Raw genomic sequence first — 17,323 nt, 5'->3', positions numbered from 1 at the left:
GATCTTCTGGGTCCACTGCGAACCTGACCATGACCTCCCCCGTCATTTGCAGGTTGCCAGCGTAAGGCGTCGGGCCTTTGGACTTGCGAGTTCTCCACAGTCCGCATCTCCAAGATCTCGACGCTCCGCGAGCTACTCCGGGCGTAGATCCACACGCCGGCTGCGTCTGAAATTGGCCGCGTGCAACACACCAAACAGATTCATGCCCTCGGTGTTCAGCCGCGCAAGAGTCTCAGCGGTCTCGTTGAACTCCGCGACGTCGACCTTCATCCGCTCGCCGCTCCTCATCAGCCACTGCACTGGGGCCCGGTCGCCGTCGGGAGAGAAATCTGTGAGGTGCACACCGTGGACCGCTCTGTGTCGGACTTCGAGGGGAGCACGGATCTTGGCAAGCCAGCCGAGCACCAGGTCGGAATGGGGGGCGAGCAAGGGGTCCGACTTCCGCGCAGCGCGTCGGGTGTCCTTGACAACGTCGCCAGCCGCACGCAGCGGGTTGGGCAGTCCGAGCTCGCTGGCGACGAGCGCCAGCACCATCTCGACCCGACCTGCGGCCACGACGATCCGGCCGACAGCAGTGAGCCCTTCTGGGTCGACGCCCATGAACCTATCCATGCGGCGACTCTCCGTTGCTTCCGGGCGGCCGTCCTTCAGATCTGCCTGCGGTGACTGACAATCTCTTTCCAGACATCTCCAAGGGCAGGTCCGCCCGGGTGGGGCGCGTGCTCGTATGCATCTGCCAGCGCCTGCGCTTGAGTTGGAGACGCGGCTCGCTGTTCGATGTAGCGCACGATGGCCGAGTTGCCGAGGTTGCCGATAGGCGCTTGGTCCTTCGCATCCGCTGGCGCGTTTGGGTTCTCTCTCGCGATGACCCCCACGTGGTCGTCGCGTTCAGCGAGTCTTCCGAGCACCGCTTCGGGCGCGTCGAAGTTTCCGGCGAGGCCGGCGAGGACGTCTTCATTGCCCACTTCAATGATCGCCTCGCAGGCCTCGACGCTCAGGTCGGATCTGCCGCTGGCAGACCACAGCTCGTCCTGGGTCATTGATCTGATGCGCGCCAATTCGTCTTCGCTCATGCGGTCCTCCTCTTGCAGTATCAGGGGAAGAGGCAGCGGTAGGCGCCTGGCGACGGCTCGCTGCAGGCGGATGTGCGTCCGGATTTGTACTCGTAACTGCCCGCGACGGCACCGGGGCCGGCGAACTCGAGCCAGTAGTACATCTGGAACGTCTTGCCCTTGGTCGAGGAGTGTCCGCTGTTCCACTGATACATCCCGGACACGTTCGGCGACCACTTGTTGGTGACGTCCGAGACGTTGTACCCGGCGGAGAGCACGGTGGTGCGAAGCGTGACACCACGGATCTTTCCCTCACCGCCGCGGATGAACTGAACGTTCGTGCGCGTCGTCGTCTTGCCAGGGTCCGTCACCAGTCGGTAGTCGAGCCAGGACTTGGTGGTGCACGACCAGAGACTGCACTCCCTCAGGTAGGCCCGATTCTCGAACTTCCAGGAGAACCGGTTGTTCGTAGAGCTCCCGGCTACCGCAGCCGAGTTCATTGACGCACGGACCACGCCGGCCGCTCGAGGAGCCTGTGTGCGATGAGAGGCAAACGACGCAGGAGAGATGACGAGCCCAGTGGAGGCTGGTGCGCCATCCGCATCCTGCGTCGTGGCGATGTCCTCCGCTGTCGCAGCAGCGTCGGCGAGCACTTCTCGCGCTTCGTCCACGCTCGTATCAGCGAGCCCCAGATCCTCCGTGACAGGTTCCGCCGCCTCGGCTTGCGCATCGAGGAAGTCAGCGACATCCGCCGCGTCGTTCGAGCTGATCATCGAGCTGAAGACCTCATCGAAGCTCGCATCGTCCGTGGCGATGAACGTCACGACCGTGTCTTCCGCAGTTGGGGCGGAATCATCGGCCACGACACCAACCAACGAAGACCACACCAACACCCCGCTCGCAACAAATCCGAGCACGCCAGACACACCCATGGACACCCCCAGCAGACGAATCGAGCACCCCCAGACAGTGCCCGTGCGCTCAACGTAGTGGGGCACAACTCCTACCCGCAAGCAGCAATCTCAAGCAGATCGAGCGGTCACTTCGTAGGACCGATCCGCATGACAAAAGGCGGTGACCATCGAGCTCAACAGCAGTAACGCTGGAGCCTCGACGATCACCGCCTGGGTGACTAATGGCGCCGCACGAGCCTCGTCTCGGCGTCCGAGACCTCGCTGACGAGCACACTCCATACGACAGCCTCGATGTAGGTCTGACCGCCACTCGGATCGCGGATCCATGCGTCGCCCGGAGTATCGCGCAGCTCGAGGTGCCACAGGTCGTCCGAGAGGAGCGCCCGCCTGGTCTCGATAGGCAGGTCGGTCATCTCTCCAGCCTCGTCGGGCAACCCCACAAGTAGCGCATCACCGACGAGGCGAGCCTGGTTGCGCGCCCTCGGGACGTGGAACCACCAGAGGAAGCTCGCGCGTCGGTTGAACGGCAACCCGCGCAGTAAGCCTTCTTCGTTCACGAACAGCGTGCTGCCGAACGCGGGCAGATCTACCGCTTCAATCCAGCCGCCGACCGCTCGTTGGTAGTCCTCGAGCCCGATCGCGTCGTAGGCAGTGAGGTCGTGGCTGTCCGTCGCGGGGATGAGAACGCCTCGCACCATGTCTTCTTCTCCTTTGTGTGAGCGACCGAGAACCGGATGGGTTCTCTGCAGATCGCAGAACACAAACGAGCGACGGGAAGAGTGGGTGTGAGTCGGCGGCCGGCCAGGAGAACGCGAGTGCGCTCGATCCTGGCCGACCACCTTCGGGTGGCGCCACTCAGCCAGCGGCTGCGCGCGATCGGCTTGCCTTCGGCGGAGCGCCGGCGTCGAAGATCGCCGCGATGGCCTCGCGTTTGGTGCTGGCTTCGCGCTCGATCTCTTCGCGCGCAGCTTGGGCGCGCTGCTGCAGGGCCGGGTCGGCCTTTGCCTGCTCGATCCATGCGTCGATGGCGAGGCGTACCTCCTCGGTGACGTTGCGATCACGCAGCTGGGCGATGATGTCCAGCTGCGTGCGGGTGGACTCGTTGAGTCTGACCGCGAGGGGCTTGACCGGACCGTAGCCCAGGCTGTTGGCAGTGGCGGGTGGTGCTTCTGACTCGCTCATGCGGGTCACCTCCTTGACAGGTGCGGCCGAGAACTCGATTGGTTCTCACGGAGACCGCAGACCGGCAAGGAGAGAGCAGCTGCCCAGCCGTATTGAACGACAGAGCGAGAGATGTGGCAAGTGTCCGATCGTGCTCGCTACAAAGCGCTCGGCCGTCGATCAGGGCGTGCGTTCGCATAGTGGGTCCAGCCGGAGTAGTTCGCGCGAAGCAACTTAGGGTCGCGCCGGATAGCGGATAAGTTCCGCTCAACCGAGAGCTCCAGCGCGGCCTGCAAGGAGTCCGCCATGGGAACCGCGTAGTCTGCGGCGACCCCAAGTTCGAAGTTCGACAAGCCAGCTAGGACGGGATCGGGCGCGGCCGAGTGAACATCCACAAGCCGCTCGCTGTCAACGAGCGCCAACTGTGCGTAGCTGCCGGATGTCTGGCGAGCTGCGCGCCGCCGTGGACGGCCACCCATCCACAGCAGAAGTTGAGTGGAAGCGCCATGGAGCTGCGAGAGTTCCACCGCGCTGATCGCAAGTCGTCGGGTGACCGACACATCCCTGTAACCAGCGGCGCGTAGCTGTTCGATACACAGGTTGACCAGTGCGTCCTTCAGCCGCCAGTAGCGGATCTGTCCGCGGCTGCGCGACGTGTGTGCTGCACCGTTGACCTTGAGGGAGGGGAACTCGATGGGTGGTAAGAGCTCGGCGTCTCGGATGCGCCGGTTGAAGGTCTCATCGGACTCCAGTCGAAGCAACTGGCGCATTGAAGCTGCATCAACGACTGACGCCCACTCGTCTTCGTCCGAGGTATCGAACCTGGCGGCAGCGGCCACTCCGATCATGCCCAGGAGCCTACGGGCACTCAGAACGGAACGTCATGCTTGGCGCTGGCATAACACACTTCTGAGTTGGTCGGATTTTGTGTTATGCCGACACGCCGCCGCGCGCGCCGCTGTGTCTCTACTCCACCACTACTTTGTGCGCATGACATACACCTGGGGGCGTAGGGGTGGGATCGTCGCTGTCGGGACCCTTCGAGGTCTCGCTGGTGGAGCCGGCGCGCCTGAGGGTGAGCCGATTTTTCCACAGCGATCAGGAACTTTGGTATTGACGCACCGGCCCTGTACTGCCATCATGAGGACATTTATGTATGGCACGACTGAACTCGGGCGTCGCAGAATGCACCATCTCGGATCCTCCAGGTTGATGCTGTTCCGTGCTGTCCGATCGAGGGGGGTTGTGCCGGCGTGGCGAAACCTGACAACAAGTACGACCGTAGGCAGCCTCGCACGAACAAGACGCGCAGAGCCAAAGATAGGAAGGCTCGGCGCGATCAGGCCTACTTCAGAAAGCGATCGCTCGCGGCAGGTCCTCGCGAGCTCCATCCCACTGAACGCGTCAAGACCAAAGCAACCGCGCAGCTCTGGCGAGCTGGCGAGGGCGACGGCGTTGGGGCCGAACACATGAAGAGGATTCACGAGATCAGCGACTTCCAGGAGGAAGCAGGCTCTGTCGAGTTCGATTCGGGGGAATACCTTGAATGGGAGCGGCACCCCAACACCATTCGCCTGGCGTGGTCCTCTCGAACCGGCCTCTCCGACTCCATAAGAGCCTTCCGCAAGCAGTTCGGATCTGAAGATATCCACCACGAGGGTCTGGTCATCTTTGATGATGAGACATCGTCCGTGCGTCCTGCTCCCGAAATCGCGCGTCTTGCGCTCGCAGAAGCGGATGAAATCTCCTTCTACAGAGTTGACTACGATCGCGCGGCCGTCGCGTGGAACCCCGCGACACCAGGAGCCGAAGCAGCGCGATTCCCGGAGACCATGCTGGCTGTCGAGCCGGGAGATTTGGGGCGTTCGCTAGATCTGATACATCGAACTGCCACCCCGCTCGTTAAGTTGCTAGCCCGACGAGCTGTCAGCTCCATTCTCGAATCGTCGAGGTAGAGGATTGGCCACGAACGAAGGCGCACGGAAGCGCATGGAGGAGAGGGGAGCCTCGAGGGCAGGGCTTTCGATCGAGACTCAGCTGATACGGGACCGACAGACGGGCCAGCGGTGTGACGAACTGGACTCCAACGACATCGGGCTAGTGCATCAAGTCATACTTGTAGACGGGAGTGAACGAAGGTTTCACATCCGTGGCTCAGTTGTCTCTCATAGCGAGTACCTATCCTACGGCGAGTCGGCCTGGACGATTAACGCGTCCTTCGCGGATCAAGAGGCGACACGAATTCGCCGCAGGGAGCTGTCGCGCCCCATAGCTCACAACATAGGCGCCGTCGCGCATCCTTCCCCGCACGACCTAGAAATCACAACGTTCATACTTTCTAACAGCAACCAACAGTTCGGAACTCGTGGGCCTCGGGCGAATCTCGCCGTCATGTGCAAGTACGACGCGAAATGACGTTCGCGCTTGCGGCAATGCCATTCTGGCTGTCAGCCGCGGCGTTGCTCTATGCGCCAGTCTTCGCAATGATCTTTCGATCGAACAGCATTAATGACATAAAGGGTCTCCTCGACGAGGAGATCTATCATGTGCCGGAGAATTTTTCCAGCGATGACGGGCGGTCAGTCGGACGCCTCAAGGATCTTTCGCTGGAGTTGACGACCGAACGCCTTCTCGCGATCGCGTCACGGGCAGGCGAAAGCTCGGCCGTCGCTGCTTCCTCACTGGCTCTCGCCGTTACGCTCATCACCAACTCGGTCATCCAAGAGAAGTTTGGGTTGTTGGCCACTGCTCTATCTGTGCTGTCGTTGCTGAGCGGCTTTCTGATGAGCGGCATTATCAGCACGATGTCCATCGAACGGTACACGCGGCGGCGGCGTCTCGGCCCGTTCACCATGTCAACAGCTGTCATATTCGCGATCTACATGGTCCTCGGTCTAGCCGCCGGAATTGTCGTGCTCGTGTGACCCGTCAGCCTCCGACGCCACCCAGGCCGGCTCACTGAACCGGCATCTAGCGGGCGTCGTACGCCTCGAGCACTGCGGCGGGGACGCGTCCGCGGGCGCTGAGCTCGTAGCCGTTAGCCGCGGCCCACTCGCGTACAGCACCGAGGTCACGGTTGTCCTTCTTCGCAGCGCGTCCACGCGTCGAGCTGCCGCGGGAAGCACTTCCAATAGAGCGTCCGGCCTTGATAAACGGCGCGAATGCCTCGCGGAGCTTCTCGACGTTCTGGTCGGAGAGGTCGATTTCGTAGGCGCGACCTTCGAGAGAGAAGTGGATGGTCTTGCCGGCTTCGAGAACTTCGCCGTCGAGATCGTCAATGAGTCGGGTGATCTGCTGCTTAGCCATAGCTAGTGAGTATGACACACCAGATCAAAGAATCACCGCCACTTGCGCGAAATCCAATCCACACTCTTTCATACACACGCAAACAAATAGGGCGCCCGCCATGCGGTCGCCCTATTTGCCGGGTGGGTATTAATCAGCTTCTCGACGGCGGTGCTTCGCGAGAAGCAGGACGGCCGCGCCACCGAGCAGGAGCGTGGCCGCACCGATGCCGACGCCAGCACTTCCGTCTGCGCCCGTCGCGGCAAGTTCAGCGCCACGGACCGTGAGGTTAAGCCAGAGCGAACCGCTCGTAGCGCCCCGGACCTCAATCTGGTGAGCACCCAACGGGATACCCGCGGGAATCGTGATCGCCTGCGTTAGCGCGCCGGTTGCATCCGCTGCGCCGGTCCAGAGCTGGACGGGCGTGCTGTGGATCCAGATCTCGACGGGCTCGTTGGCCGCGAGCCCGGTTGCCGTGACCGTCACGCCGCTTCCGGCGAGGACGCTCGTTACGGAGAGCGAGGCTGCTGGCGTAACGGGCGTGGAAGTCTCCGAAGGCAGAGGCGCGGGCGTTGTGGGCTCCGGCGTCGGCTCGGGTGTGGGCGTGGTCGGCGTGGGTTCGGGGGTCGGCGTGACGGCTGTGACCGTGAACGGCACGGTGGTGATCACGGTCGGTTCCGGTCCGCCGCAGTCGATGCAGTTCAAGACTGGGTATGCCCCGACTGAGGCGTTGTAGTTGCCGGGGGCGAGGGTGAACGTCTTGCTGTAGGAGCTGGCCGACGAGATGGTGAAGTAGTCGATGGTGTCGGTCTCCCAGTAGTTCACGTTCGACGGGGAGATGTAGACGCGCAACCTGTAGGGCGGCTCACGGAGCTCAGCGTTGTCGTTGGGTGCGTAGTCGAAGGTGACGGTCGCAGCCTCGGGGGTCGCCGTATTGACGGCCACATTGCTCACGATTACCTCGGGCACGTCGTCGGCAGCGCTGGCGGCCTGCGGCATGATCGCGAGTGCGGCCACGGTCAGCGCGACGGCAGCGACGGATGAAGTGCGCCGAAGGCGGCGCCAGGGTCGGGTCATTGGATGTTCCCCCAAGGGCGTAGAGCGTTGAGCCGGGCGTGCGGCGAGCCGCCTCGGGAGCGTCGGGGCAGCCTAGTTCCGGACTTTACCAATTTCTATTGGTTCTCACCAACTCTTCTTGGTTTCAGGCTGAAGCGGTGAACCCCAGCTCGGCAGCGTCCCCCGAGTGGGCGCAGTTTGCCCGGGAACTCGGGATGAACCTACGCCGCGCGCGCGACGCGAAGGGGCTCACGCAGGAGCAGATGGCAGAGCGAGCCAGCATTTCGCTCTACGCCTACCAGCAGTACGAGCGGGGGGCCGTGACGCGCGGCGGTGCTGCAACGAACCCGCGTCTCGCGACTGTGCTGACTCTTTGCCAGGTGCTGAACGTCCGCCTTGACGATCTACTGCCCGACGTTCCGCGCCTGACGATCACTGCAGGCTGACTCGGCACAGAGTGCTGGTCGGCTCCCCCACGATCACGCTGCGTATCGCTCAACATGGCGGTGCACCACGCCAACGAGCCAGATGCCCCTTAGCTCTGATCCCAGGTCCAGGAGATGCCACTGAACAGACCGCCGTGCAGGTCACGCGCACGGAGCGACACAATTCCTTCCTGGTTCGCGGTTGCGCGGTTGTATTCGTTGGCTTCGGTCGATCGGGCGAACGGGCTGAGCTGTGAGTACTTCCAGATGGAGGCGGGGACTTCTCCGATGAACTGCACTTCGATGATGGCCAGCAGCGCGCGCTCGTGAAAAGCCCTGCTTGCCAGAGTGAGCGAATCGTTCGTCTTGCTCGCTGGTGGGCGGATGGCGAACCGGAGGTCGTAGGTTTCGCCTCGTCGCATGGGCTCGGTGGCGGTGCGGGCGGCGTTGAGGTGCCAGAAGTAGTCGTTCCAGCCGGCGCCGGCGATCGGACGGGTGTTGACCTTGAACGCGCCGTCGGGGTCGGGGAAGACGGTGCCGTCGTAGGAACGCACGACGTTGACCCAGTCCAGTTCGTCGATCGTGAGCACGAAGCGGTAGTGCTCGTAGGTCTTCGTCCAGATTCGGTTCTCGACGACGATGCGGGTGCTGATGGTCTCGTAGATGATCCCGTTGTGCATCTCGGGCACATCGAGTCGTAGCGGCGACTGCGGGTAGGTGCCACGGATCAGCCGCGACGCGAGCTGGTTCAGGGCGGATGGCTCCCGATCGGCCACGGTGTCGATGCTTCGCTGAATCCGCGCGCCGTGGATTCGGCGGCGGTCTTGCAGCCGCGGGATCCCTTCGGTCTCTGGGCTGAGCGCGAAGATGTCGAGCAGCAGTTCCGCATCAGCAGACGGGAGCGCGTGAATCGCAGAGACGAAGCGGTGGCGAAGCCTGTCGAACGAGTCGGTGTTGTCGCCTTGGAGGAGCTCGGCGACGGTGTCAACGCGGTCGAGCCGGTGCGCAACGAAGCCTTCGTTCTTGCGCAGAAGCGCGAGATCGAAGAAGAGATCGGCGGTGGTCGGTTGCTGTTGCGTCATCGGTTACTCCCCAAAGTAGCCAGGCGTCTTGTTCCGACTTTATTCCTACTTTCCAGCCGGTGACTTCTGCGGACCTACCGTCGCTTCTGCGGCTGAACCAGCCGCAGAAACCAACAGACGAAAGGTCCCAACCAATGTCGGATCTCATGCCCTTCGGGGGTAGCACTCACATCACGCAGACCGGCCATAGGCTCACCGGGGCAACGGCACGCCAGACGAAGCGTGAACTCGACGAGCTCGCCGCGCGAAGCGAAATCGCGGCGGTCACCGAGCACATCGCGATGGTCCACGTGGCGCTCGGCGTGAACAACGCCATCTCGCTCTACCGCATGACGCAGGCGCAGCTGCACGACATCCCCGAAGCCGCTCCACTGGTTACACCGCTGGTTATGGGCTACGTACAGGGCGCTTCGCGCCGCTCGCAGCAGTACTGAACGAAGGGGATCTCTCATGGACGTCACCCGTTTGCTCGACCCTCTCGGCATGGGCGTCGCCTTTGGGCTGATGTGCGTCCTTGTGGCGCTGGTCATGCGAGCGGTGGTGGAGCAGGTGCGGCGAGCCCGCGCGTCTCGGAGAGCGCGGATGGAGCGTGAGCTCGATCGGCGTCAGCGCCAGCTGCGCGCCACCATCTTCTCCCTCGCTTCCGCGCTGGCGGACGAGTCCATCGCCGCTGACGACACGAAACGCAAGATCGCGCGCGCCGTTTACATCGCACGCGGCGACCTTCCCAAGTAGCCAGACCGCGTGGCTCCACGCAGGTTCATCCGCACCGTCGAAGAACCGCGAAGCACCCCGCACCCCATTCACCGTCGCCGACGCACATTCCCCGCAGCCACTGTGGCGAGGACATCAACGTGGGGGCCGCCGCCCGCACCACTACTCGGCCCCCACGTTGATTTCTTCAACCTCACTTAATAACCCCGTACATGCACGATCGGACGGTTTACGTCCGGCCCCTCGTCCGTCATAACTCAGGGCAGCAGTCCCGGGCTCCGTTCTCGTCATGTCGTCATGGATCGACGTTCGTCATGCCCGCAAAAGAAACGGCTGCCGAAAGGAGGACTCAATGACCAACACCACCAACACCACGGCGGGCCACAACCCGCCGACCAGCCTGCCGCGCAAGAGGTACCAAGCGATCATCGTGGACCCACCGTGGCCCACAGGCCAGTCCGGGAAGTACGGAGCAGCGAGCAAGTACCCGCTGATGACACTCGACGCCATCGCCGCGATGCCCATCGGTGACCTCGCGGACGAGAACGCCCACCTCTACCTCTGGTGCTATCCGGCCACTCGTCACGTCGCCGAAGACATCATGCGCGGGTGGGGGTTCCGCTTCGTCGACGAGTTCGTCTGGGGCAAGGACCAGATGGGTCTCGGCCAGTACTTCCGCCACGCACACGAAACCCTGCTGCTCGGCGTGAAAGGCAATCTGCCCGCCCAGTTCAAGGGGCAGCGCAGCTTCGCGATGCTGCCCCGTCAGGACCACTCACACAAGCCCGAGGAGGTGCACCAGATGGTGATGCGCATGAGCCCCGGCCCCTACCTCGAGCTCTTCGCTCGGCGCCCGTTCCCCGGGTGGGACATCTGGGGCAACGAGGTGGAGAGCGACATCTGCATTTCCGGCTATCCCGTGCCCAGCGACATCGGCGTCGAGGCCCCCGGCGACACCGTCGTCGTCAACGACGAGGAGACCGCTGATGCCTAATGAACTCCGCCGCCTCACTCACCCTTCTCGTCATCTGAATGGAGTGCTTCATGTCTTCTCCCGACCGCGGCCCGCTGGAGGCCGCGAAGGCCTTCGCCTGGAGCGTATTCCTCGTCGCGCTGCTTCTCTCCGGAGCCGTGTGGCTCGTTCAGCAGGTGTGGGCGTGGCTAATCGTCGTTCTCGCTCTCGTCCTGCTCGTCGGCGGGTTGATGTGGTGGCTGCGGGCGCGCCGCGACCGCTGGTGACCCCGCCGCACGTGAACGGAGCCCGCCGATGAGCCGGTCATCGTCACCGAAGCGGGGGCGCGGACGTCCGCCTCGCCAGTACCGCATCCGTGTCCGCGGAGAACGTCGCGAGCATCCGGACTACGACGCGCTCGCCCGCGCGCTCCTCGAGCACGCCGCCATGGAGGAAGCCGAGCGCCGCGACAAGGTCGCCGACACGACCACCACCGCGACGACGACGACGAAGATCGACGGTCCCAACGCCTCAGTCGCCAACGACGCGATCGGTGGGGACGCCCATGACTGAATCCTGGCGTCAGCTGCACTGGCCGCGCCCCTTCGACGCTGCCATCGCGCTCGGCTTCCTGGGGACGCTCGCCGCTGACGAAGCCCGTGGTCCGCTCGTGTTCGAAGCCCGCGCCGAAGGCAGCACCATCCGTCACCTGATGGGCGGGCACCGCACTACGCTCTCGGGCGTTAGTAGCAGCCTGCGGCGCCTCCTGCCCGGTGTCGCCGTGACGGATCTGGAATCCGATCGTCTGCCGGTCGAACGGGCCGGGCGCGTACGGATTCGTCAGCGGAACCTCGGTCTCAGCCTCGACACCACCGGAGCCGCACTCCGCGCCCTCTACGCCGCTCTGTCGGGAGCGGTCGGGAAGGAGGACGTGCTGGTGCTGCAGGTCGTCCTCGGCGCCAGCGTTCCGCCGCAGCCGCTGCCGGCCTCAACGCCGGATCCGAACGTGAGCCTGTTCGACCTCATCCTGCAGGGCAGTCGTCCGGCGCCGTTGGAGGTTCGGGCGGATCTGCGCGACAAACTGGCTCAGTATCGATTCCGCGCCACCATCCGCATCGGCGTCACCGCCGCCAGCCCCGTCCGACGTCGCCTCCTTGTCCACGGCGTCCTCGCCGCGCTGCGACAGCTCCAGACCGGGTCGACCCGCATCGATCTCGTCTCCGATCACCCCGAGTCGGTCGACAAGGCCGTCATCCCCGCGAAGAAGCCGCTGCGCCTCACCGCGGCCGAAACTCTCTGCCTCGTCGGCTGGCCCACCGGCGACACCGCGCTCCCCGGCATGCCGCCGATCTACCCACGCCTCATCGCCCCACCCGCGGGCTTCACACCGAGCAGCGAGCGGGTGTTTGCGACCACCAACGCACCCGGTCCGAGCCGTCCTGTGGGGATCTCGATGAAGGATGCCGTCAGGCACAGCCACGTCATGGGGCCCAACGGCGTCGGCAAGAGCACCGTGCTCCTCAACCTCATCGCCGCTGACATCGCGGCGGGCCGAAGCGTCGTGGTCATCGACGCCAAACGCGACCTCGCCATGGACGTCCTCACCGTCATCCCTGAGGCTCGCTCGGGCGACGTCGTCGTCCTCGACCCGATCAACTCCGAACCGGTCGGGCTGAACCCCTTCGCAGGAGCCGGCGACCAAGCGCCGCTCGTCGCTGACCGCCTCCTTTCCGTGTTCCGCGGTCTCTTCCCGTCGGCGTTCGGCCCGCGTACCAGCGATGCTGTCCACGCCTCGCTGCTGACGCTCGCTGGGCGGGAAGGCTCGACATTGGCGAACCTCCCGCGCCTGCTCACCGATGACCCGTACCGGCGCAGGTTCACCAAGGGAATCGCCGACCCGTCGTTGGCCGAGTTCTGGGCGCAGTACGACGCAATGAGCGCCGGAGCGCGCTCTGCCATGATCGGCCCCGTCCTGACCCGGCTGCGCCAGTTCCTGCTTCGGCCCTCCATCCGCGCGGTACTGGATCAGTCCGCGCCTCGCTTCGATCTGCGCGACCTTTTCGACAAGCCCCGCATCCTCGTGGTGCCGCTCAACCGGGGACTCTTGGGGCCTGTTGCGGCAGAACTGGTCGGTTCGCTTCTAGTCAGCCAGCTGTGGCAACAAACGCTCGCCCGCGCCGATGTGCCGAAGGAGCAGCGCCGCCCCGTCTCGATCTACCTCGACGAGGCGCAGATGTTCGTGAAGTACGAATCCGACCTGGGCGAAGCCCTCGAGCAATCCCGCTCGATGAACGTCGCCTGGCACCTGGCTCATCAGCACCGCGCCCAGATGCCCACGAACCTGCTCGCCGGCATCGCCGCCAATGCCCGGAACAAGATCCAATTCCAAGCCGACCCCGCTGATGCCGCCGCCGTCACGAAGCACTCCGCCCTCACCCCGGAGGACGTCATGAAGCTGCCGCCCTTCCACGTCTACGTCGACCTCATGAGCGGTGGGGTGCAGTCTGGCTGGTTCTCAGCGGTCACGCTCCCGCCGCCGGTTGCGATCTCCAACCCCGATGCTGTCCTGGCCGAAAGCCGCGCCCGCTACGGGGCCATTCCGACGGAAGCAGCGACTCCCGGAGCGGTAGCCCCGGAGAGTGATGCCGGCAGAGTGATGCCCAAAGTTCAGCAGTTTGACGTGGGAAGTACCGACTCCGACGAGCCCATCGGTCGACGCCGAAAGGCACGCCCATGACTGCCCAACTCAACGTGATTAGAGGAGGGGAAGGGTGTCCGGTCGCTCGTCCGTTCGACCGTCCGATCGCTGACACTTCCACGCAGCGTTTCCCGCGTCATTCTGCTGCTCACAGCTCCAGTTGGGAGCGGACTACTCCGCCCCTGGCGGAGTCCTTAGACGCCCGCCAACCGGGCGAATCCCCGTCGAGGGCCGCCCGTGACGTGAGGGGGCGCTCATGACCATGCGCCTGCCCCGCACCGGAGCCGGACCGTCCAGGCTGCTCCTGCTGCGATCCGAGCTCTTACCCCGCGACGAGGACCTCCTGACGTTCCTCAACCGACACCGCTACGCCACCACCACCCAGCTCCGAGACGTCTTCTTCGCCGAGCACGCCACCCCAACCGCCGGCACTCGCGCCTGCATTCGCGTCCTCCACCGGCTACTGCACCATCGGCTCGTCGCCCGCCTCGAGCGCCGCGTCGGCGGCAGTGTCCGTGGGTCTGCGGCCAGCATTTGGTATCTGGATGCGCCAGGCGAACGCCTCACCCGACCGGAAGGCGCACGCCGCCGCCGTTTCGCCGCCGTGGCCACACCCTTCCTGACTCACGCGCTTGCCGTCACGGAGACGCACGTCGCCCTGATCCGCCACGCCCGCATTGGCGCGTTCGGTATCGAACGCATCGATGCCGAGCCCGACTCCTGGCGTCCGTTCCTCACCCGAAGCGGCACGGCCACGATCCTCAAGCCCGACCTCTACGCCCACCTCACCACCCCTGACTACGACGATCACTGGTACGTCGAGGTCGACCTCGGCACCGAGAGCCTGCCGGTCCTGCTCGCCAAGTGCCGCACCTACGCCGCCTACAAGGCCACCGGCCAGGCCCAGGCCGAACATGGGGTCTTCCCCCGGGTGCTCTGGCTGCTGCCCACAGCGGCGCGCGTAGCCCGCCTCCGCGCCGCCATCCAGGCCGCCGCAGGGCTGGACGACCGACTGTTCGTCTGCGCCACGACCGACCGGCTCACGGCGGTGCTCGATGACCCTGACTCCTACGCCGCGACAACGACCCAGGCCCAGGCCCAGGCCCAGGCCCAGGAAAGGAGTAACCGATGAGCCCCGAAGTACCGCCGCCAGACCGACGTCCGGAAGACCACTCCTGGAAAGACGGCCGGTTCGGGCCCGAGGCAGCCGCCGTTATCGACGGAACGCTCACCACCATCGACGACCCGGACCAGGCCCTGCGGGTGCTGCGGCTCACCAAAGAAGCGGGAGCAGGGTTCGCCGCATACCTCCTCCTTCACGACACCAACGTCGCGAGCGAGAACCTTGAGGAAGCCTTCTACCGCGCGTACGTCGACGCCTGGGAGCAGTTCAGCCACTTCCGCCGCGATGTCCTCGAGGGGCTCGGCTGGCTGGACGCCGTAAAGGAGGTCATGAGCACCCAAGGCATCCCCGAAGACCACCTCATCTGGAACTACGCGGCGATCGACAAGCAGATCCTCGACATCTACGACGTCGTGCGCCTCGACGGCTGGTGGCACGCGTTCTACAAGTAACCCCACACCCCCGCATCGCTCAGACCACCAGCGGACGACGAGAGTTTTCCCCAGGTCAGTGATGCAAAAACAACGTCACCATACATCTCGACATAAGAGGTGAAGTGAGCGTAAATCAATGAGCTAAGTCCGCCTGAATGCGGGCAGGAAAGGAGAACAACATGACACAACAAGAACAGAATCCCGACAGCCGGGAGCGCACCCTCCACGGAGGCATCGGGGCGGCAACCAAGTCCCCCTCACTCATCGGAGTGAATCGGCCCAGCCCTTTCAACAGCTACTTCGCCCAGGTCGTGGAAGCGGTGACACTGGTGCTCCTGGTGGCTGAATCGGAAGAACACGGACGCTTGATCCGCGAAGGCAAGGCTCGCGCCAAGGCAAAGCGCCTTGCCGCGCAGCGAGACAGCGGCACCGCCGCCAGAGAAAGCACATCACGTCCATGAGCAGCGACCTCGAACCGCACGCTGCCCCTGGACGTCGCCGCACCTCGTTCGCTGGGTGGGAGCACCTCCTCGGCCTCGACGGATCTGCTCCGCCAGAGTTCGATCTCGGCATCCAAGGTCAAGCGGTCCTGTACCTCCGCGTATCGACGCAGCGCCAGATGTTTACCGCGATCGACATCGACGCCGACGGGAACTCCATCGCCACCCAGCGTGAGGCCTGTCTCGTTCGCGCCAAGCGGGTGAAGGCACCAGTCGTCAAGGAGTTCGTCGAGCCTGGGAACTCTGCGCAAACCATCGCCAAGCGGCCGGTCTTCCGCGAGCTCCTCCAGTACGTCGAAGAGCACCCTGAGGTCTCCTTCGTCGTGATTTACATGCGCTCGCGCGCCTTTAGGAACGCCGGTGACGCGGCGATCACGAAGCGCATCCTCGCCGGCATGGGCGTCAAGCTCATTTCCGCGAAGGAAGACTTCGGCGACGGCTACATGGCAGAGGCCATGGAAGCCGTCACGGACATCATGAACGAAGTTCAGGTCCGCCAGAGCGGTGAAGACATCAAGCAGAAGCTGCTCAACAAGGCTAAGAATGGCGGCACCGTCGGTCGCGCCAAGCTCGGCTACATCAATGACCGCAAGGACTTCGACGGGCGGCTCGTCAACACGATCAGCATCGACGAACAGCGCGCGCCACTCATCCGCTGGGCCTTCGAGCAGTACGCGACCGGCGAGTACAGCACCTCAAAGCTGGCCGCCATGCTCGCCGAACAGGGACTCACGACACGCAAGTCCAGCAAGTGGCCTGAGCGTCCGCTCTCACGCAGCCAACTCGGCCAGATCCTCCGCGACCCGTACTACCTCGGGATGGTCACCTTCAAAGGACACGTGTACCCGGGGAGACACGAGGCACTCATCACCCCAGACCTCTTCGACCGTGTCCAACAGGTCATCGACGCCCGTGTGAAGAGGGGACAGCGTGACCGCGTCCACAACCACTTCGCCCGAGGCATGCTGCACTGCGGCCGCTGCCACGACGTCGGACGCGAACACCGCCTCATCTTCGCCGAGGCCAAGAACCACGCCAACCAGGTCTACGAGTACTTCCTCTGCCGAGGTCGCCAAGACGGTCTCTGCGACCTGCCGTATCTCCCGACGAACGAACTCGAGCGCGCACTCACCCGGGAGTTCGCCAGCCTCCGCCTCTCCCCCGACGCCATCGACGAAGCGAAAGGGGAAGTGCAAGCCGCACTGAGCCACGTCCTCTCCCGTCACGCCGAACAGCGTGCACGCTTGCAGAAGGAACTCAAGAAGCTCGACGTCCAAGAAGAACGCCTCGTCGATCTCGCTGCCGACGGAGCACTCGCCACCGACAAGCTCCGCACGCGGCTCCGAAATTTGCAGGTCAAGAAGCACGAGATCCGCACCAGCCTGGACACCACCACCGAGTCGCTCCAGCAGCGCACCGAGATGGTGCTCAGCTACCTCGACCTGATGGCCCGACCCGATGCCCTCTTCACTGCAGCAACCGGCGCCGTCAAGCGCAAGCTCCTCGCCGCGTTCTTCTCACGCATCTGGGTGGACGACGATGGCCACCAGTCCACTGTTGCCCGCGAGTTCCAGCCCCTGGTTGCTGATCTCCGCGACGCTATGCTCAACACGCGCAGCACGTCCGCCAATACAAGAAGCGCCGGAGAAAACTCCGGCGCTTCTGATTCCGAACGCCTAGACCATTATCTCAAGGTCATTTGTTCGAGTATGAGTACTTTGGTAGCAGGAGCGGGGCTTGAACCCGCGACCTCACGATTATGAGTCGTGCGCTCTCACCAACTGAGCTACCCTGCCGCGACGTTCCGGCGGCGGACCACCGGATGCTGCGAGCCCCGAGTCAGGATTGAACTGACGACCCCTTCCTTACCATGGAAGTGCTCTGCCACTGAGCTATCGGGGCGCTGCCCGGAGCAATCCGGGCAACC

The 17,323-nt window shown here is 64.2% G+C and carries 22 protein-coding genes and 2 tRNA genes; 13 read left to right on the top strand and 11 right to left on the bottom strand.

Features of this window, described 5'->3' with window-relative positions:
* Nucleotides 1-132 precede the first annotated feature (132 nt).
* The 6 genes from LXM64_RS03555 to LXM64_RS03530 all read right to left on the bottom strand — a co-directional run bounded on the left by LXM64_RS03555 (nt 133) and on the right by LXM64_RS03530 (nt 3,975).
* Nucleotides 133-612: a hypothetical protein gene (locus LXM64_RS03555; RefSeq protein ID WP_234074649.1), complete on the bottom strand. Its 480-nt coding sequence runs from the start codon at nt 610-612 to the stop codon at nt 133-135.
* Between the two features lie 35 nt (nt 613-647).
* Nucleotides 648-1,073, bottom strand: a complete 426-nt coding sequence (locus LXM64_RS03550) for a hypothetical protein (protein WP_234074648.1) — start codon at nt 1,071-1,073, stop codon at nt 648-650.
* Nucleotides 1,074-1,093: 20 nt separating this feature from the next.
* Nucleotides 1,094-1,915: a hypothetical protein gene (locus LXM64_RS03545; protein WP_234074647.1), complete on the bottom strand. Its 822-nt coding sequence runs from the start codon at nt 1,913-1,915 to the stop codon at nt 1,094-1,096.
* Nucleotides 1,916-2,184: 269 nt separating this feature from the next.
* A complete protein-coding gene (locus tag LXM64_RS03540; protein ID WP_234074646.1) occupies nt 2,185-2,664 on the bottom strand; it encodes a DUF3846 domain-containing protein in 480 nt (159 codons plus the stop codon).
* Nucleotides 2,665-2,821: 157 nt separating this feature from the next.
* Nucleotides 2,822-3,148, bottom strand: a complete 327-nt coding sequence (locus LXM64_RS03535; RefSeq protein ID WP_234074645.1) for a hypothetical protein — start codon at nt 3,146-3,148, stop codon at nt 2,822-2,824.
* A 137-nt stretch (nt 3,149-3,285) separates the two neighbouring features.
* Nucleotides 3,286-3,975, bottom strand: a complete 690-nt coding sequence (locus LXM64_RS03530) for a hypothetical protein (RefSeq protein ID WP_234074644.1) — start codon at nt 3,973-3,975, stop codon at nt 3,286-3,288.
* Between the two features lie 405 nt (nt 3,976-4,380).
* Between LXM64_RS03530 and LXM64_RS03525 the strand changes: the two genes are divergently transcribed.
* Nucleotides 4,381-5,082 (top strand): hypothetical protein, encoded by a 702-nt coding sequence (locus LXM64_RS03525; protein WP_234074643.1) that lies wholly within the window; start codon nt 4,381-4,383, stop codon nt 5,080-5,082.
* A gap of 456 nt (nt 5,083-5,538) precedes the next feature.
* Nucleotides 5,539-6,051, top strand: a complete 513-nt coding sequence (locus LXM64_RS03520) for a hypothetical protein (protein ID WP_234074642.1) — start codon at nt 5,539-5,541, stop codon at nt 6,049-6,051.
* 46 nt (nt 6,052-6,097) lie between these two features.
* Here the strand turns inward: LXM64_RS03520 and LXM64_RS03515 are convergent, their stop codons facing one another.
* Nucleotides 6,098-6,433 (bottom strand): histone-like nucleoid-structuring protein Lsr2, encoded by a 336-nt coding sequence (locus tag LXM64_RS03515; RefSeq protein WP_234074641.1) that lies wholly within the window; start codon nt 6,431-6,433, stop codon nt 6,098-6,100.
* Nucleotides 6,434-6,562: 129 nt separating this feature from the next.
* On the bottom strand, nt 6,563-7,489 hold the full coding sequence (locus LXM64_RS03510; RefSeq protein WP_234074640.1) for a hypothetical protein: 927 nt from the start codon (nt 7,487-7,489) through the stop codon (nt 6,563-6,565).
* Nucleotides 7,490-7,626: 137 nt separating this feature from the next.
* Between LXM64_RS03510 and LXM64_RS03505 the strand changes: the two genes are divergently transcribed.
* The gene (locus LXM64_RS03505; RefSeq protein WP_234074639.1) at nt 7,627-7,914 is read left to right on the top strand and encodes a helix-turn-helix domain-containing protein; all 288 of its coding nucleotides are present in this window, start codon (nt 7,627-7,629) and stop codon (nt 7,912-7,914) included.
* Nucleotides 7,915-8,003: 89 nt separating this feature from the next.
* Here LXM64_RS03505 and LXM64_RS03500 read toward each other — a convergent pair whose 3' ends face one another.
* Nucleotides 8,004-8,975: a hypothetical protein gene (locus LXM64_RS03500; protein ID WP_234074638.1), complete on the bottom strand. Its 972-nt coding sequence runs from the start codon at nt 8,973-8,975 to the stop codon at nt 8,004-8,006.
* Between the two features lie 134 nt (nt 8,976-9,109).
* On the opposite strand from LXM64_RS03500, the gene LXM64_RS03495 reads away from it, so the two are divergent.
* The 10 genes from LXM64_RS03495 (at nt 9,110) to LXM64_RS16140 (ending at nt 17,159) form a co-directional block, all read left to right on the top strand.
* Complete coding sequence (locus LXM64_RS03495) at nt 9,110-9,409, top strand: hypothetical protein (protein ID WP_234074637.1); 300 nt, start codon at nt 9,110-9,112, stop codon at nt 9,407-9,409.
* Between the two features lie 16 nt (nt 9,410-9,425).
* Nucleotides 9,426-9,710 carry a hypothetical protein gene (locus LXM64_RS03490; RefSeq protein ID WP_234074636.1) on the top strand — a complete coding sequence of 95 codons (285 nt, stop codon included), beginning with the start codon at nt 9,426-9,428 and terminating at the stop codon, nt 9,708-9,710.
* A 331-nt stretch (nt 9,711-10,041) separates the two neighbouring features.
* Entirely contained in the window at nt 10,042-10,683 is a 642-nt protein-coding gene (locus LXM64_RS03485; protein ID WP_234074635.1) for an MT-A70 family methyltransferase, read from the top strand.
* A gap of 50 nt (nt 10,684-10,733) precedes the next feature.
* Complete coding sequence (locus LXM64_RS03480) at nt 10,734-10,928, top strand: hypothetical protein (RefSeq protein ID WP_234074634.1); 195 nt, start codon at nt 10,734-10,736, stop codon at nt 10,926-10,928.
* Between the two features lie 28 nt (nt 10,929-10,956).
* On the top strand, nt 10,957-11,214 hold the full coding sequence (locus LXM64_RS03475) for a hypothetical protein (RefSeq protein WP_234074633.1): 258 nt from the start codon (nt 10,957-10,959) through the stop codon (nt 11,212-11,214).
* Nucleotides 11,207-13,378 (top strand): type IV secretory system conjugative DNA transfer family protein, encoded by a 2,172-nt coding sequence (locus LXM64_RS03470; RefSeq protein WP_234074632.1) that lies wholly within the window; start codon nt 11,207-11,209, stop codon nt 13,376-13,378. Before LXM64_RS03475 ends, LXM64_RS03470 begins: the two co-directional genes overlap by 8 nt.
* 217 nt (nt 13,379-13,595) lie before the next feature.
* Complete coding sequence (locus LXM64_RS03465; RefSeq protein ID WP_234074631.1) at nt 13,596-14,471, top strand: replication-relaxation family protein; 876 nt, start codon at nt 13,596-13,598, stop codon at nt 14,469-14,471.
* Nucleotides 14,468-14,914 (top strand): hypothetical protein, encoded by a 447-nt coding sequence (locus tag LXM64_RS03460; RefSeq protein WP_234074630.1) that lies wholly within the window; start codon nt 14,468-14,470, stop codon nt 14,912-14,914. The genes LXM64_RS03465 and LXM64_RS03460 overlap by 4 nt, the downstream gene beginning before the upstream one ends.
* A 161-nt stretch (nt 14,915-15,075) precedes the next feature.
* Nucleotides 15,076-15,357, top strand: coding sequence for a hypothetical protein (locus LXM64_RS03455; RefSeq protein WP_234074629.1), 282 nt, complete (start codon nt 15,076-15,078; stop codon nt 15,355-15,357).
* The gene (locus LXM64_RS16140) at nt 15,354-17,159 is read left to right on the top strand and encodes a recombinase family protein (protein ID WP_419144873.1); all 1,806 of its coding nucleotides are present in this window, start codon (nt 15,354-15,356) and stop codon (nt 17,157-17,159) included. The genes LXM64_RS03455 and LXM64_RS16140 overlap by 4 nt, the downstream gene beginning before the upstream one ends.
* On the opposite strand, the gene LXM64_RS03445 is transcribed toward LXM64_RS16140, so the two are convergent.
* A tRNA-Met gene (locus LXM64_RS03445) sits at nt 17,116-17,192 on the bottom strand. The two genes, LXM64_RS16140 and LXM64_RS03445, sit on opposite strands and share 44 nt — an antisense overlap.
* Before the next feature lie 34 nt (nt 17,193-17,226).
* Nucleotides 17,227-17,298: transfer RNA gene (locus LXM64_RS03440), tRNA-Thr, on the bottom strand.
* Nucleotides 17,299-17,323: the final 25 nt, after the last annotated feature.

It is taken from the genome of Microbacterium binotii, assembly GCF_021398715.1.
Classification (GTDB): domain Bacteria; phylum Actinomycetota; class Actinomycetes; order Actinomycetales; family Microbacteriaceae; genus Microbacterium; species Microbacterium binotii_A.
The sequence above is the reverse complement of the archived record's forward strand: the minus strand, read 5'-3'. Positions and strand labels throughout refer to the sequence as shown.

Coding starts and splice junctions, on each gene's coding strand:
- LXM64_RS03555 (WP_234074649.1), bottom strand. CDS start 612: ATGGATAGGTTCATGGGCGTCGACCCAGAAGGGCTCACTGCTGTCGGC.
- LXM64_RS03495 (WP_234074637.1), top strand. CDS start 9,110: ATGTCGGATCTCATGCCCTTCGGGGGTAGCACTCACATCACGCAGACC.
- LXM64_RS16140 (WP_419144873.1), top strand. CDS start 15,354: ATGAGCAGCGACCTCGAACCGCACGCTGCCCCTGGACGTCGCCGCACC.
- LXM64_RS03510 (WP_234074640.1), bottom strand. CDS start 7,489: ATGACCCGACCCTGGCGCCGCCTTCGGCGCACTTCATCCGTCGCTGCC.
- LXM64_RS03500 (WP_234074638.1), bottom strand. CDS start 8,975: ATGACGCAACAGCAACCGACCACCGCCGATCTCTTCTTCGATCTCGCG.
- LXM64_RS03475 (WP_234074633.1), top strand. CDS start 10,957: ATGAGCCGGTCATCGTCACCGAAGCGGGGGCGCGGACGTCCGCCTCGC.
- LXM64_RS03465 (WP_234074631.1), top strand. CDS start 13,596: ATGACCATGCGCCTGCCCCGCACCGGAGCCGGACCGTCCAGGCTGCTC.
- LXM64_RS03530 (WP_234074644.1), bottom strand. CDS start 3,975: ATGATCGGAGTGGCCGCTGCCGCCAGGTTCGATACCTCGGACGAAGAC.
- LXM64_RS03455 (WP_234074629.1), top strand. CDS start 15,076: ATGACACAACAAGAACAGAATCCCGACAGCCGGGAGCGCACCCTCCAC.
- LXM64_RS03515 (WP_234074641.1), bottom strand. CDS start 6,433: ATGGCTAAGCAGCAGATCACCCGACTCATTGACGATCTCGACGGCGAA.
- LXM64_RS03540 (WP_234074646.1), bottom strand. CDS start 2,664: ATGGTGCGAGGCGTTCTCATCCCCGCGACGGACAGCCACGACCTCACT.
- LXM64_RS03550 (WP_234074648.1), bottom strand. CDS start 1,073: ATGAGCGAAGACGAATTGGCGCGCATCAGATCAATGACCCAGGACGAG.
- LXM64_RS03485 (WP_234074635.1), top strand. CDS start 10,042: ATGACCAACACCACCAACACCACGGCGGGCCACAACCCGCCGACCAGC.
- LXM64_RS03460 (WP_234074630.1), top strand. CDS start 14,468: ATGAGCCCCGAAGTACCGCCGCCAGACCGACGTCCGGAAGACCACTCC.
- LXM64_RS03480 (WP_234074634.1), top strand. CDS start 10,734: ATGTCTTCTCCCGACCGCGGCCCGCTGGAGGCCGCGAAGGCCTTCGCC.
- LXM64_RS03490 (WP_234074636.1), top strand. CDS start 9,426: ATGGACGTCACCCGTTTGCTCGACCCTCTCGGCATGGGCGTCGCCTTT.
- LXM64_RS03470 (WP_234074632.1), top strand. CDS start 11,207: ATGACTGAATCCTGGCGTCAGCTGCACTGGCCGCGCCCCTTCGACGCT.
- LXM64_RS03520 (WP_234074642.1), top strand. CDS start 5,539: ATGACGTTCGCGCTTGCGGCAATGCCATTCTGGCTGTCAGCCGCGGCG.
- LXM64_RS03535 (WP_234074645.1), bottom strand. CDS start 3,148: ATGAGCGAGTCAGAAGCACCACCCGCCACTGCCAACAGCCTGGGCTAC.